The organism is Streptomyces sp. NPDC050535 (assembly GCF_044457665.1).
Classification (GTDB): Bacteria; Actinomycetota; Actinomycetes; order Streptomycetales; family Streptomycetaceae; genus Streptomyces.
On the sequence record NZ_JBITHE010000009.1, the window covers coordinates 76,965 to 90,943 of the forward strand.

Genomic DNA, 13,979 nt, shown 5'->3' on the forward strand with positions numbered 1-13,979 from the left:
GGCCCTCCTCGGCCCTTTCGCGGGCCGACGCCCTGTGCGGACCGGCCCACCTCGAAACACGGACACCACACGGGAAAAGTTCCGCGTGACGCCACACCCGCATTCTTGTTGCCGTTACCGGTTCGTGTCATCCGCCTGTGGATAACTGGCCGCGATATGTCTGCCTTGTATCCCTTTGGGTATCGAAGGGTCATGATTTTTTAGTGGAGAGAGAGTCCCACAAGGGTTCCGGCGGTCACCGCGGGGGCCCGGCGAAGGCGTCAGGCCGGGTCGATCTCGCGCAGCAGACCGGTCGTGACGTCGAAGACGAAGCCGCGCACATCGTCCGTGTGCAGCAGGAACGGAGAGGTGCGCACGCGCTGCATCGACTGCCTTACGTCCTGTTCGACGTCCCGGAAGGCCTCGACCGCCCAGGCGGGGCGCTGGCCGACCTCCATCTCCAGGTCGTGCCGGAAGTCCTCGGTGAGCGACTCCAGGCCGCAGCCGGTGTGGTGGATGAGGGCGACGCTGCGGGTGCCGAGTGCCCGCTGGCTGATCGTGAGGGAGCGGATCACGTCGTCGGTGACCACGCCGCCCGCGTTGCGGATGGTGTGGCAGTCGCCCAGCTCCAGGCCGAGCGCGGCGTGCAGGTCGAGCCGTGCGTCCATGCACGCGACCACCGCGACGCGCAGGACCGGGCGGGCGTCCATCCCCGGATCGGCGAAGGCCGCGGCGTACCGCTGGTTCGCTTCGACGAGGCGCTCGGTCACGGTGCCCTCGCGGGATATGGCGCCTTCGGGCTCGGTGGGAACGGATGCGGAGGTCGTCATACCTATGACGGTACTGGGCGCGTGGGAAGTGGTCCTGTCGTGAGAGGGGACAAAGAACGCCATCGTGGCTTGTTGTGAGGTAACCCACACGGGCGGTGGCGGCTCGCCCATATGGGTTGTTCTTTCCGATTTACGGCTTCGTCGGGAGCGGGACTCACGACGCGCATGCCGGTTGATTGACCGCGAGACACCGTGGACTAAAGTGACGCGAAGCGGGAGGCGAGGCCCTCCCTGCTGGACTGTTTTCCCTGGAAACCCGGCGATACTCCGGCGTTTCCCCACGTGCGCGGCGCGTACGTACGGCTCGGCCTCCTCCCGCTCCCGGTCGGCTGACGCCACTGTCCCGGCGCCGGCGGCCTCCTCTTCTCGAGCGGGCGGGGACCCGGCGGTGCGACGCCCGCGTCGGATCTGAGAGGGCCCCTTGAGCCAGAGTCGACACGTCCCGGTGATGCTCCAGCGGTGCCTGGACATGTTGGCCCCGGCCCTGACCGGGCCAGGAGCCGTCGTCGTCGACTGCACCCTGGGACTCGGCGGCCACAGCGAGGCGCTCCTCACGCGGTTCCCCGAGGCACGGCTCGTGGCCCTGGACCGTGACAAGGAGGCGCTGCGCCTCTCCGGGGAGCGGCTCGCCCCCTTCGGCGACCGAGCCGCGCTCGTGCACGCCGTCTACGACGAACTCCCCGACGTACTCGACCGCCTGGGCACCCCGCGCGTCCAGGGCGTCCTGTTCGACCTCGGCGTCTCCTCCATGCAACTCGACGAGGCGGACCGCGGCTTCGCGTACGCCCAGGACGCTCCCCTCGACATGCGGATGGACCAGACGACCGGCATGAGCGCGGCCGAGGTCCTCAACACCTACCCGCCGGGCGAACTGGTGCGGATCCTGCGGGCGTACGGCGAGGAGAAGCAGGCCAAGCGGATCGTGTCCGCGGTCGTGCGCGAACGCGAGACGGAGCCCTTCAGTAACAGCGCCCGGCTCGTCGAGCTGATCCGCGACTCGCTGCCGCAGGCCGCCAAGCGCACCGGCGGCAACCCCGCCAAGCGCACCTTCCAGGCGCTGCGCATCGAGGTCAACGGCGAACTCAGCGTCCTGGAGAGGGCGATTCCGGCGGCCGTGCGGGCGCTCGCGGTCGACGGCCGGATCGCCGTCCTGTCGTACCACTCGCTGGAGGACCGGCTGGTCAAGCAGGTGTTCGCGGCCGGCGCCGCCAACACGGCGCCGCCCGGCCTGCCGGTCGTGCCGGAGCGCTACCAGCCCCGGCTCAAGCTGCTCACGCGCGGTGCCGAACTTCCCAGCGAGGAAGAGGTCGCCGAGAACCGGCGGGCGGCTCCCGCCCGGCTGCGAGGAGCCCAGCGCATCCGGGAGGAAGCCGAGTGAGGCGCGGGGAGAGGGAGGACGAGTGAGTCGGAAACCCGAACCCACAGGGAGGGTGCGTGAGTAGGAAACCCGAACTGAGAGGGCGAGCGGCTCGGCTCGCCCGGCTTCTCCCGGCCGGTGCCGGGACAGCCGCCCGTACCCCTTTCGTCCTGCTGGTGGTGCTGCTGCTCGGCGGCGGCCTCATCGGTCTCCTCGTGCTGAACTCCGCGCTCAGCGCGGGCTCGTTCCAGCTCGACGACCTGCAGAAGGACACCAAGAGCCTCACCGACGAGGAGCAGGCGCTCCAGCGGGACGTGGACGCCTACGCCGCGCCCGACGCCCTCCAGCTCCGGGCCCGCGAACTGGGCATGGTGCCCGGCGGCGACCCGGCGTTCCTCGGCCCGGACGGCAGCGTCAAGGGCGTCCCCGGAGCGGCGGCCCAGCAGTCCGCGGCCCGCACCCCGGTGCGCCCGCCCGAGGTCCTCGCCCCCGCGCCGCCCCCGACTCCGGTCGTGACCGTGACTCCGACCCCGCCCCCGACTCCGGTGCCGACGCCCTCCGCGGCCGTCGGCACCGCGCAGCCCGCCATCCCGTCCGCGCAGCCCCCCACAACCCCCGGCAGGTGACGGAAGTGTCCGACAGGGAACCGCCGCGCCGCCGAGTGCCCGGCCCCGCCAGGCCCGTACGTCCCGGAGGCCAGCGGCGTCCGGGGCCCGGGGCCCGCCCTCCGCGCCGGCCGACCGCGTCGAGGCCCAGCGGCCCCCGGGTCATCCGCCTCGGCAGCCCGCGCCCCCGGCTCCGTATGGTCAGCCTCGCGCTGACCCTGGTGATGATCGCCTTCGTCGTACGACTGCTCCAGGTGCAGGCCGTGGACGCGAGCACGTATGTCGCGAAGGCCGAGCAGAACCGGTACGTCGGGCGCACGCTGGCCGCCGAGCGAGGTGGGATCACGGACCGCAACGGCGTCGAACTGGCGGCCAGTGTGGACGCGTACGACATCACGGCCGACCCCACGCTGTTCACCGAGAAGGCCACTAAGACGACGGACGCGCCCGAGCAGGCCGCGGCGCTGCTCGCCCCGATCCTCGGCCAGGACGTGGACAGGGTCACCAAGAAGCTCAGGACGAAGAACACCCGCTACACCCTGCTCGCCAACCGCCAGACCCCCCAGGTCTGGAAGCAGATCAAGGACCTGAGGAACACGCTCGCGGCCAAGGCCGAGACCGATCCGGGCACGGTCAACGTGCTCGGCGGCATCGTCGCGGTCCCCGCCAGCAAGCGCGTGTACCCGAACGGAGATCTCGCCGCCGGGATACTGGGCTGGGTCAACGCGGACGGCAAGGGCGGCGGCGGCCTCGAGCAGGCACTGAACAAGGAACTGGCGGGCAAGGACGGCGAGATCCGGTACGCGCAGTCCGGCGGCCTCCAGGTCCCCACCGCGGGCTCCACCGAGACGCCCGCCGTGGCCGGCTCCGACTTCGAGCTGACCATCGACCGTGACATCCAGTGGGCCGCGCAGAACGCCATCACCGAGCAGGTGGAGAAGTCCCGGGCGGACAGCGGGTACGTGATAGTGCAGGACACACGGACCGGCGAGATCCTCGCCATGGCCAACTCGCCCGGCTTCGACCCGAACGACCTCTCCGAGGCCGACCCGGCGGCGCTGGGCAACGCGGCCGTCCAGGACGCGTACGAGCCCGGTTCCACCGCCAAGGTCATGTCGATGGCGGCCGTGCTGGAGGAGAACGTCGCCACGCCCGGGACGCATGTGGTCGTGCCCAACCGGCTCCAGCGCGGCGACCGTCTCTTCCAGGACGACATCGACCACCCGACCTGGAGCCTGACGCTCAACGGCGTGCTCGCCAAGTCCAGCAACATCGGCACCATCCTGGCGGCCGGCCAGCTCGGCAAGACGCAGAAGCAGGCCAACCAGGTCCTCTACTCGTATCTGCGCAAGTTCGGCATCGGCGGCTACACCGGGCTGGACTTCCCCGGTGAGACGAAGGGCATCCTCGCCGCACCCGAGGACTGGTCGACCTCGCAGCAGTACACGATTCCTTTCGGCCAGGGTGTGTCGCTCAGCGCGTTGCAGGCGGCCTCCGTCTACTCGACGATCGCCAACGGCGGCGTACGCGTCGAACCCACGCTGGTGCGCGGCACGAAGGGGGCCGACGGCCGCTTCACCCCCGCCGCCGAGCCCAGGAAGACCAGGGTCGTCAGCGAGAAGACGGCGAAGACCCTCGCCCAGATGCTGGAGTCCGTCGTCGACGACGAACAGGGCACCGGCACCAAGGCGCGCATTCCCGGCTACCGCGTGGCGGGCAAGACGGGTACGGCCAACCGCGTGGATCCGGCCACCGGCAAGTACAACGGCTACACCTCGTCGTTCGCCGGATTCGCGCCCGCCGACAGCCCGCGGGTCACCGTGTACTGCGCGATCCAGAACGCCACCAAGGGCAGTTACTTCGGCGGCCAGATCTGCGGGCCCATCTACAAGGAGGTCATGGAGTTCGCCCTGAAGACCCTTCAGGTACCGCCCACCGGGGCCAAGGCCGCGAATCTCCCCGTGACCTTCACACCCTGATCAGCACGGAAACCAGCCAGGAACAGCTCGTGACAACGACCACCCCCGACCCCGGGAACCATGCCGTGCCGCACCTCCCGCCGCACGGCCCGTCCATGCCCTCACTTCGCTCCGGCGGGGGTGCGCCCGGTACGCTCACCGCCGTGCCAGACGCTGATCAGTCCCAAAACACCCAGAAGGGCGTTCCTGTGACATATCCGGGGCCGCCACGACCGGTTCAGAACCCCGCGACACCTCTGGCGGAACTCGCCGATCAGCTCGGTGTCGACACGCCGGGGAGCCCGGGGGATGCCGCCACGGAGGTCACGGGCATCACCCACGACTCCCGCGCCGTGCGCCCCGGCGATCTGTACGCCGCGCTGCCGGGCGCCCGCCTGCACGGCGCCGACTTCGTCGGGCAGGCGGCCGGCCTCGGCGCCGCCGCGGTGCTGACGGACCCGACGGGTGCCGAACGCGCAGCGGCCACCGGCCTGCCGGTCCTCGTCGTCGACGATCCGCGCGGGCAGATGGGCGAGCTGGCGGCCACGATCTACGGTCACCCCGGACCCGACCTGCTCCAGATCGGCATCACCGGGACCTCCGGCAAGACCACCACGGCGTATCTCGTCGAGGGCGGACTGAAGACGGTCCGCTCCACCGGCCTGATCGGCACCGTCGAGATGCGCATCGGCGACGAGCGCATCAAGTCGGAGCGCACGACGCCCGAAGCCACCGACCTCCAGGCGCTGTTCGCGGTCATGCGCGAACGCGGGGTCGAGGCGGTCGCCATGGAGGTCTCCAGCCACGCACTGGTCCTCGGCCGGGTCGACGCCTGCGTCTTCGACGTCGCCGTCTTCACCAACCTCAGCCCGGAACACATGGAGTTCCACTCCGGCATGGAGGACTACTTCCAGGCCAAGGCTCAGCTCTTCACGCCGAAGCGCAGCAGGCTGGGCGTGGTCAACGTCGACGACGAGTACGGGCGCCGGCTGGCCAAGGAGGCCACCGTCCCGGTCGTCACCTTCTCCGCGGAGGGCCACCCCGACGCCGACTGGCGCGCCGAGGACGTCGAAGTGGGCCCGATGGACTCGACGTTCACCGCCGTCGGCCCCAAGGGCGAGCGGATCACCGCCAGGTCGCCGCTCGCGGGCCCCTTCAACGTGGCGAACTCGCTCGCCGCGCTCGTCTCCCTCGCGGTGGCCGGCCTCGACCCGCAGACCGCCGCCGACGGCATCGGCGCCGTACCGGGTGTACCGGGCCGCCTGGAGCGGGTGGACGCTGGCCAGCCCTATCTGGCGGTGGTCGACTACGCGCACAAGACGGACGCCGTCGAATCGGTCCTGCGCGCGCTGCGCAAGGTGACGACCGGTCACCTGCACGTGGTGCTCGGCTGCGGCGGGGACCGCGACAGGACGAAGCGGATGCCGATGGGCGCCGCCGTCGCGCGGCTCGCCGACACCGCCGTACTGACCTCCGACAACCCCCGCTCCGAGGATCCCCTCGCGATCCTCGCCACGATGCTCGCGGGGGCGGCCGAGGTGCCGGCGCACCAGCGCGGCGAGGTCCAGGTCTTCGAGGACCGGGCCGCCGCCGTCGCCGCCGCCGTCGCCCGCGCACAGCCGGGCGACACCGTACTGGTCGCAGGCAAGGGCCACGAGCAGGGCCAGGACATCGCCGGGGTGGTGCGTCCCTTCGACGACCGCCAGGTGCTTCGCGCAGCTATCCAGAAGACCCAGGGATGAATTTGTGATCGCCCTCTCCCTCGCCGAGATCGCAGCAGTCGTCGGCGGGCAGACGTACGACATACCGGATCCGGCGGTACAGGTCACCGGACCCGTCGTCATCGACTCCCGCCAGGTGGAGGACGGCAGCCTCTTCGCCGCCTTCGTCGGCGAACGCGTGGACGGCCACGACTTCGCCCAGGCGGTCGTCGACGCGGGCGCGGTGGCCGTACTGGCCTCCCGGCCCGTCGGCGTCCCCGCGATCGTCGTGGCGGACGTACAGACGGCCCTCGGCGCCCTCGCGCGCCATGTCGTCGAACGGCTCGGCGCGACCCTCGTCGCGCTCACCGGCTCGGCGGGCAAGACCAGCACCAAGGACCTCATCGCGCAGGTACTGCGCGGCAAGGCGCCGACGGTCTTCACGCCGGGCTCGTTCAACAACGAGATCGGGCTGCCGCTCACCGCGCTCAGCGCCACCGAGGACACCAGGTTCCTCGTGCTGGAGATGGGCGCCCGGAGTATCGGCCACATCCGCTACCTGACGGAACTCACCCCGCCGCGGATCGGCCTCGTCCTCAACGTCGGGACCGCCCACATCGGCGAGTTCGGCGGCCGCGAGCAGATCGCGCAGGCGAAGGGCGAGTTGGTCGAAGGCCTTCCGGAGGACGGCGCCGCGATCCTCAACGCCGACGATCCCCTCGTACGCGCCATGGCGTCCCGCACGAAGGCGCGCGTGATTCTCTTCGGAGAGTCCGGCGAAGCGGACGTACGTGCCGAGAACGTCCGTCTCACGGAGAGCGGACAGCCCGCCTTCAGCCTTCACACACCCTCCGGGTGCAGTGACGTGACCATGCGCCTGTACGGTGAGCACCACGTGTCGAACGCGCTCGCCGCGGCCGCCGTCGCCCATGAGCTGGGCATGTCCGCAGACGAGATCGCCGGTGCGCTCTCCGAGGCGGGCACCCTCTCCCGCTGGCGGATGGAGGTCACCGAGCGCCCGGACGGCGTGACGGTCGTCAACGACGCCTACAACGCGAACCCCGAGTCCATGCGAGCCGCCCTGCGCGCGCTCGTGGCCATGGGCGGAGGGCGTCGTACGTGGGCGGTGCTCGGTCAGATGGCCGAGCTCGGGGACGAGGCGCTCGCCGAGCACGACGCGGTCGGGCGGCTCGCCGTCCGACTCAACGTCAGCAAGCTCGTCGCGGTCGGGGGCAGGGAAGCGTCCTGGCTCCAACTGGGCGCATATAACGAGGGTTCGTGGGGTGAGGAGTCGGTGCACGTGTCCGACGCACAGGCGGCTGTCGACCTGTTGCGCAGTGAACTGCGCTCGGGGGATGTCGTGCTCGTGAAGGCGTCCCGGTCGGTCGGGCTCGAACGGGTGGCGCTCGCGCTGCTCGACGGCGGTGTTGAGGGCGAGGTTGTCGCCTGATGATGAATCAGATCCTGTTCTCGGGCGTCATCGGTCTCTTCCTGACGCTGATCGGCACGCCGCTGCTGATCAAGCTGCTGGCCAAAAAGGGCTACGGCCAGTACATCCGCGACGACGGCCCGCGCGAGCACCATGCCAAGCGCGGTACCCCGACCATGGGTGGTATCGCCTTCATCCTGGCGACGATCATCGCGTACTTCCTGTCCAAGGTGATCACCGGCAAGCCGCCGACCTTCTCGGGTCTGCTGGTGCTCGGCCTGATGGCGGGCATGGGCCTGGTCGGCTTCCTGGACGACTACATCAAGATCGTCAAGCGGCGTTCGCTCGGTCTGCGGGCCAAGGCCAAGATGGCCGGACAGCTGACCGTCGGTATCGCCTTCGCGGTGCTGGCCCTCCAGTTCGCCGACAACCTCGGCAACACCCCGGCCTCCACGAAGCTCTCCTTCGTCCAGGACTTCGGCTGGTCCATCGGCCCGGTGCTGTTCGTGGTCTGGGCGCTGTTCATGATCCTGGCGATGTCGAACGGCGTGAACCTGACGGACGGTCTGGACGGCCTGGCCACCGGCGCCGCGACGATGGTGTTCGGCGCCTACACCTTCATCGGTGTCTGGCAGTTCCAGGAGTCCTGCGCCAACGCGCAGACCCTCACCAACCCGGGCGCCTGCTACGTGGTACGAGATCCACTGGACCTCGCGGTCGTCGCCTCGGCCCTCATGGGTTCCTGCTTCGGCTTCCTGTGGTGGAACACCTCGCCGGCCAAGATCTTCATGGGCGACACCGGTTCGCTGGCGCTCGGCGGCGCGCTCGCCGGTCTCGCGATCTGCTCCCGCACGGAGCTTCTGGTCGCCCTGCTCGGCGGCCTCTTCGTCCTCATCACCATGTCGGTGGTCATCCAGGTCGGCTCCTTCAAGATGACCGGCAAGCGAGTCTTCCGAATGGCGCCACTCCAACACCACTTCGAACTGAAGGGGTGGTCCGAAGTCCTTGTCGTGGTCCGCTTCTGGATCATCCAGGGCATGTGCGTGATCGTCGGTCTCGGCGTCTTCTACGCAGGATGGGCAGCCCAGAAGTGACCAACTGGCAGGGCAGGAACGTCACCGTCGCCGGCCTCGGCGTCTCCGGGATCCCGGCGGCCAGGGCGCTCCATGGTCTCGGCGCGGTCGTCACGGTCGTCAACGACGGCGACGACGACCGCTCCCGGGCTCAGGCGGCGGAGCTGGCGGCGCTCGGTGTCACCGTGCGCCTGGGTGACGGCGCCACCCTGCCGGAGGGCACCGAGCTCATCGTCACCGCGCCGGGCTGGAAGCCCGACAAGCCGCTGTTCACCGCGGCCGCCGAGGCCGGCGTCCCCATCTGGGGGGACGTGGAGCTGGCCTGGCGTCTCAAGGGCCCGGACGCGGCTCCCTGGCTCGCCGTCACCGGCACCAACGGCAAGACGACCACCGTCCAGATGCTCGCCTCGATCCTGAAGGCGGCGGGACTGCGCACGGCGGCGGTCGGCAACATCGGGGTCTCGCTCCTCGACGCGGTCCTCGGCGAGGAGACGTACGACGTCCTCGCGGTGGAACTGTCGAGCTACCAGCTCCACTGGGCGCCCTCCCTGCGCGCCCACTCCGCCGCCGTACTGAACCTCGCGCCCGACCACCTCGACTGGCACGGCTCCATGGAGGCGTACGCCGCCGACAAGGGCCGTGTCTACGAGGGCAATCGGGTGGCCTGCGTCTACAACCTGGCCGACAAGGCCACCGAGGAACTGGTGCGCGAGGCGGACGTCGAGGAGGGCTGCCGGGCGATCGGCTTCACCCTCGGCGCGCCCGGACCCTCCCAACTCGGCGTCGTGGACGGCATCCTGGTCGACCGCGCCTTTGTCGACAACCGGCAGAAGAACGCGCAGGAGCTGGCGGAGGTGTCGGACGTCAGTCCGCCCGCCCCGCACAACATCGCCAACGCGCTTGCGGCGGCGGCCCTGGCGCGCGCCTTCGGGGTGCCCGCCGCGGCCGTACGGGACGGTCTGCGGGCCTTCCGCCCGGACGCCCACCGCATCGCGCACGTCGCCGACGTGGCCGGGGTCGCGTACATCGACGACTCCAAGGCCACCAACACCCACGCGGCGGAAGCCTCTTTGGCCGCCTACGAGTCGATCGTGTGGATCGCGGGCGGGCTCGCCAAGGGGGCGACCTTCGACGAACTGGTCGCCAAGTCGGCAAAGCGGCTTCGCGGCGCCGTGCTGATCGGCGCCGACCGGGCCCTCATCCGGGAAGCGCTCGCGCGACACGCGCCGGAGGTACCGGTCGTCGACCTCGACCGGACCGACACTGGGGCGATGCTCGCGGCGGTTCGGGAGGCGCGGGGGCTCGCTCAGGCGGGCGATACGGTGCTGCTGGCTCCGGCTTGCGCTTCCATGGATATGTTCGCCAACTACAACAAGCGCGGTGACGCTTTCGCGGAAGCGGTTCGCGAACTCGGCGCCGCGAGCGCCTGACGGCGGGGCTCAGCCGCTGTCCCGGGCGCCCGGGACCCTTGGGAGCGACGCGTGAAGCCATCGTGGTCGGTGTATCTCCGGCGGACCCCCGCCGGCGGCACGACGCTGTGCCTGTCTGTCCCGCCCCGCGGCGACAGGGGCCGCTGATGCCCGGCAGTCGTACCGGCCGCCCCCCGGTCCAGCGGGCCTCCAGGCGGCCCCTCGCCGCCCGCCCGCCGCGCGACAACCCCGTACGCACTCTCTCCGTACGCGTCCGCAAAGCCTGGGACCGGCCGCTGACCGCGTACTACCTGATCCTCGGCGGCAGCCTGCTGATCACCGTGCTCGGTCTGGTGATGGTCTACTCGGCCTCCCAGATCACGGCGTTGCAGCTGTCGCTGCCGGGCTCCTACTTCTTCCGGAAGCAGTTCCTGGCTGCCTGTATCGGGGGCGTGCTGATGTTCGCCGCCTCGCGGATGCCGGTACGGCTGCACCGGGCGCTGGCGTATCCGATACTGGCGGGCTCCGTCTTCCTGATGATCCTCGTGCAGGTGCCGGGGATAGGAGTGGCGGTCAACGGCAACCAGAACTGGATCTCCGTCGGCGGCCCCTTCCAGCTCCAGCCGAGCGAGTTCGGCAAGCTCGCGCTCGTGCTGTGGGGCGCGGATCTGCTCGCCCGCAAACAGGACAAGCGGCTGCTGGCGCAGTGGAAGCACATGCTGGTGCCGCTGGTTCCGGTGGCCTTCATGCTGCTCGGGCTGATCATGCTCGGCGGCGACATGGGCACGGCGATCATCCTCACGGCGATCCTCTTCGGGCTGCTGTGGCTGGCCGGAGCGCCCACCCGGCTCTTCGGGGGCGTGCTCTCCATCGCCCTGACGCTCGGCTTCATCCTCATCAGGACCAGCCCGAACCGGATGGCCCGCCTCTCCTGCCTCGGCGCGACCGAACCCCAGGCGGGACCCGTCGACTGCTGGCAGGCGGTGCACGGCATCTACGCCCTGGCCTCCGGCGGACTCTTCGGGTCCGGCCTCGGCGCCAGCGTGGAGAAATGGGGCCAACTGCCCGAAGCGCACACGGACTTCATCTTCGCCATCACCGGGGAGGAACTGGGCCTGGCGGGGACGCTGTCGGTGCTCGCCCTCTTCGCGGCTCTAGGCTATGCGGGTATCCGCGTGGCCGGACGCACGGAGGACCACTTCGTGAGGTATGCCGCGGGAGGCGTGACCACCTGGATCACGGCCCAGGCCGTGATCAACGTCGGTGCGGTGCTCGGTCTGCTGCCGATCGCCGGTGTCCCGCTCCCGCTGTTCTCCTACGGGGGTTCCGCCCTGCTGCCGACCATGTTCGCCATCGGACTGCTGATCGCCTTCGCCCGCGAGGACCCCGCGGCGCGGGCGGCGCTCGCGATGCGGCAGCCCCGCTTTGGCAGAAAGCGGGCTGCGGTGAGAGGCTCCGCGGGGGAAAACGCGGGGCCTCGGAGATGGAACACAATGCGACGGCGTGCCTCGGCGGCGCGTTCGTCCGGAGAGCGGTGAATTTCGGTGCATGTCGTACTCGCCGGCGGGGGGACCGCCGGCCACATCGAGCCGGCGCTCGCCCTCGCGGATGCCCTGCGCAGGCAGGACCCGACCGTGGGAATCACGGCACTGGGCACGGAGCGCGGCCTTGAGACCCGACTCGTACCCGAGCGGGGCTACGACCTGGCGCTGATTCCCGCCGTCCCACTGCCGCGCAAGCCCACCCCCGAGCTGATCACCGTCCCAGGGCGGCTGCGCGGCACGATCAAGGCGGCCGAGCAGATCCTGGAGCGGACCAAGGCGGACGCGGTCGTCGGCTTCGGCGGCTATGTGGCCCTGCCCGGCTACCTCGCGGCCAAGCGCCTCGGCGTACCGATCGTCATCCACGAGGCCAACGCCCGGCCCGGCCTGGCCAACAAGATCGGTTCGCGGTACGCGGCCCAGGTCGCCGTCTCCACCCCGGACAGCAAGCTCCGCGGCGCCCGCTACATCGGCATCCCGCTGCGCCGCTCCATCGCCACCCTCGACCGGGCCGCCGTACGCCCCGAGGCCCGCGCGGCCTTCGGGCTCGACCCCGCGCTGCCGACCCTGCTGGTCTCGGGCGGCTCCCAGGGCGCCCGGCACCTGAACGAGGTCATCGAGCGGGTCGCCCCGTACCTCCAGCAGGCCGGTATCCAGATCCTGCACGCGGTCGGTCCGAAGAACGAACTGCCGCAGGTGCACCAGATGCCGGGAATGCCCCCGTACATCCCGGTACCGTACGTGGACCGGATGGACCTCGCGTACGCCGCGGCAGACATGATGCTCTGTCGTGCCGGCGCGATGACCGTCGCCGAACTCTCCGCCGTCGGGCTCCCCGCCGCCTATGTCCCGCTGCCCATCGGCAACGGCGAACAGCGGCTGAACGCCCAGCCGGTGGTCAAGGCGGGCGGCGGACTGCTGGTCGACGACGCGGAACTGACGCCCGAGTGGATCCAGGGCAACGTCCTGCCCGTGCTCGGCGACCCGCACCGGTTGTACGAGATGTCCCGCGCCGCAAGTGAGTTCGGTCGCCGGGACGCCGACGACCTGCTCGTCGGCATGGTGTACGAGGCGATCGCCTCACGCCACCGGTAGGGACGTAGAGGGACGCATGAGGGAAGGCAGGGAGCGTGGCCGGACCGACGACCGCCGAGCGCGGTGAACGGCAGAAGGTGGAATCCGGCCCGCCCCGGCCGCCCCGTGTCGGGCGGCTGCCCCGGCCTCGTATGCTCATCATCCTTTTGGTCGCGGCCGTGTTGCTCGGCGCCGCTTCCGTGTGGGTTCTCTACGGCTCGAAGTGGCTGCGCGTGGAGCGGGTATCGGCCTCGGGTGTGCGGGTGCTGACGGATCAGCAGGTGCGCGAAGCGGCCGGTGTTCCGGTCGGATCGCCGCTGATTTCCGTCGACACCGACGCCATTGAGGAACGACTGCGCCGGAAATTGCCCCGAATTGACTCGGTTGATGTCGTCCGTTCCTGGCCGCATGGAATCGGACTGAAAGTGACCGAACGCACTCCGGTCCTGATTGAGGAAAAGGGCGGAAAGTTCGTCGAAGTGGACGCCAAGGGCGTGCGGTTCGCGACCGTTTCGGGTGCCCCGAAGGGCGTGCCGGTACTGAAATTGACGGTGTCCCGGTCAGCGGGCCTGCTGCGCTTCGGGGCCGACCGGCTGGTGCGTGAGGCGGTGACGGTCGCCGGTGACATTCCGGCCGCCGTCGCCCGCGACACCCAGGTCGTCAAGGTCCTCTCGTACGACTCCATCTCGCTGGAGTTGAAGGGCGGCCGGACCGTCGAGTGGGGGAGCGGCGAGAAGGGCGCGGCGAAGGCCCGTACGCTCACCGCTCTCATGAAAGCCGCTCCCGAGGCGCGGCACTTCGACGTGAGTGTTCCCACCGCCCCTGCGTCATCAGGGAGTTGACGCACATCTGCGCAGGCCAGCACCCTGGTTGGGCAGCGCTACGGCTGATCACATAGGGTGAAAAGAAAAACGGGAGGTTCGGCGTGTTCGTTGAACGTGCGCCACTTGTCGACTTAGTGTCCTGTTCGGAAGAGTCCAAGGAACAGACACACTGGTAACCCTAAACTTCAACGTTAGGGTTC

General features: G+C 70.1%; 11 protein-coding genes. 10 read left to right on the top strand and 1 reads right to left on the bottom strand.

Annotated elements, in window-relative coordinates; all coding sequences use genetic code 11:
• Positions 1-260: 260 nt before the first annotated feature.
• Positions 261-809 carry a beta-class carbonic anhydrase gene (locus ACIBLC_RS21215; RefSeq protein ID WP_399212607.1) on the bottom strand — a complete coding sequence of 183 codons (549 nt, stop codon included), beginning with the start codon at positions 807-809 and terminating at the stop codon, positions 261-263.
• A 421-nt stretch (positions 810-1,230) separates the two neighbouring features.
• Between ACIBLC_RS21215 and rsmH the strand changes: the two genes are divergently transcribed.
• The 10 genes from rsmH (at position 1,231) to ACIBLC_RS21265 (ending at position 13,797) form a co-directional block, all read left to right on the top strand.
• On the top strand, positions 1,231-2,187 hold the full coding sequence (rsmH, locus tag ACIBLC_RS21220; protein ID WP_399212609.1) for a 16S rRNA (cytosine(1402)-N(4))-methyltransferase RsmH: 957 nt from the start codon (positions 1,231-1,233) through the stop codon (positions 2,185-2,187).
• A gap of 56 nt (positions 2,188-2,243) precedes the next feature.
• The gene (locus ACIBLC_RS21225) at positions 2,244-2,792 is read left to right on the top strand and encodes a septum formation initiator family protein (RefSeq protein ID WP_399212611.1); all 549 of its coding nucleotides are present in this window, start codon (positions 2,244-2,246) and stop codon (positions 2,790-2,792) included.
• Positions 2,793-2,797: 5 nt separating this feature from the next.
• Positions 2,798-4,750, top strand: a complete 1,953-nt coding sequence (locus ACIBLC_RS21230; protein ID WP_399212612.1) for a peptidoglycan D,D-transpeptidase FtsI family protein — start codon at positions 2,798-2,800, stop codon at positions 4,748-4,750.
• 188 nt (positions 4,751-4,938) lie between these two features.
• Positions 4,939-6,471, top strand: coding sequence for a UDP-N-acetylmuramoyl-L-alanyl-D-glutamate--2,6-diaminopimelate ligase (locus ACIBLC_RS21235; protein ID WP_399212843.1), 1,533 nt, complete (start codon positions 4,939-4,941; stop codon positions 6,469-6,471).
• Between the two features lie 4 nt (positions 6,472-6,475).
• Entirely contained in the window at positions 6,476-7,879 is a 1,404-nt protein-coding gene (gene murF / locus ACIBLC_RS21240; RefSeq protein WP_399212614.1) for a UDP-N-acetylmuramoyl-tripeptide--D-alanyl-D-alanine ligase, read from the top strand.
• Positions 7,879-8,952, top strand: coding sequence for a phospho-N-acetylmuramoyl-pentapeptide-transferase (mraY, locus tag ACIBLC_RS21245; RefSeq protein ID WP_399212615.1), 1,074 nt, complete (start codon positions 7,879-7,881; stop codon positions 8,950-8,952). The genes murF and mraY overlap by 1 nt, the downstream gene beginning before the upstream one ends.
• On the top strand, positions 8,934-10,361 hold the full coding sequence (gene murD, locus ACIBLC_RS21250) for a UDP-N-acetylmuramoyl-L-alanine--D-glutamate ligase (RefSeq protein WP_399212616.1): 1,428 nt from the start codon (positions 8,934-8,936) through the stop codon (positions 10,359-10,361). Before mraY ends, murD begins: the two co-directional genes overlap by 19 nt.
• A gap of 146 nt (positions 10,362-10,507) precedes the next feature.
• Positions 10,508-11,878 carry a putative lipid II flippase FtsW gene (gene ftsW, locus ACIBLC_RS21255; protein WP_399212617.1) on the top strand — a complete coding sequence of 457 codons (1,371 nt, stop codon included), beginning with the start codon at positions 10,508-10,510 and terminating at the stop codon, positions 11,876-11,878.
• A gap of 6 nt (positions 11,879-11,884) precedes the next feature.
• Positions 11,885-12,976 (top strand): undecaprenyldiphospho-muramoylpentapeptide beta-N-acetylglucosaminyltransferase, encoded by a 1,092-nt coding sequence (gene murG, locus ACIBLC_RS21260; RefSeq protein ID WP_266465266.1) that lies wholly within the window; start codon positions 11,885-11,887, stop codon positions 12,974-12,976.
• Between the two features lie 35 nt (positions 12,977-13,011).
• Positions 13,012-13,797 (top strand): cell division protein FtsQ/DivIB, encoded by a 786-nt coding sequence (locus ACIBLC_RS21265; protein WP_399212618.1) that lies wholly within the window; start codon positions 13,012-13,014, stop codon positions 13,795-13,797.
• The last annotated feature ends 182 nt before the right edge of the window (positions 13,798-13,979 follow it).

Bases quoted from the DNA above. Each gene is read 5' to 3' on its own strand.
- ACIBLC_RS21215 (WP_399212607.1), bottom strand. From the start codon at position 809: ATGACGACCTCCGCATCCGTTCCCACCGAGCCCGAAGGCGCCATATCC.
- mraY (WP_399212615.1), top strand. From the start codon at position 7,879: ATGATGAATCAGATCCTGTTCTCGGGCGTCATCGGTCTCTTCCTGACG.
- murD (WP_399212616.1), top strand. From the start codon at position 8,934: ATGGGCAGCCCAGAAGTGACCAACTGGCAGGGCAGGAACGTCACCGTC.
- ftsW (WP_399212617.1), top strand. From the start codon at position 10,508: ATGCCCGGCAGTCGTACCGGCCGCCCCCCGGTCCAGCGGGCCTCCAGG.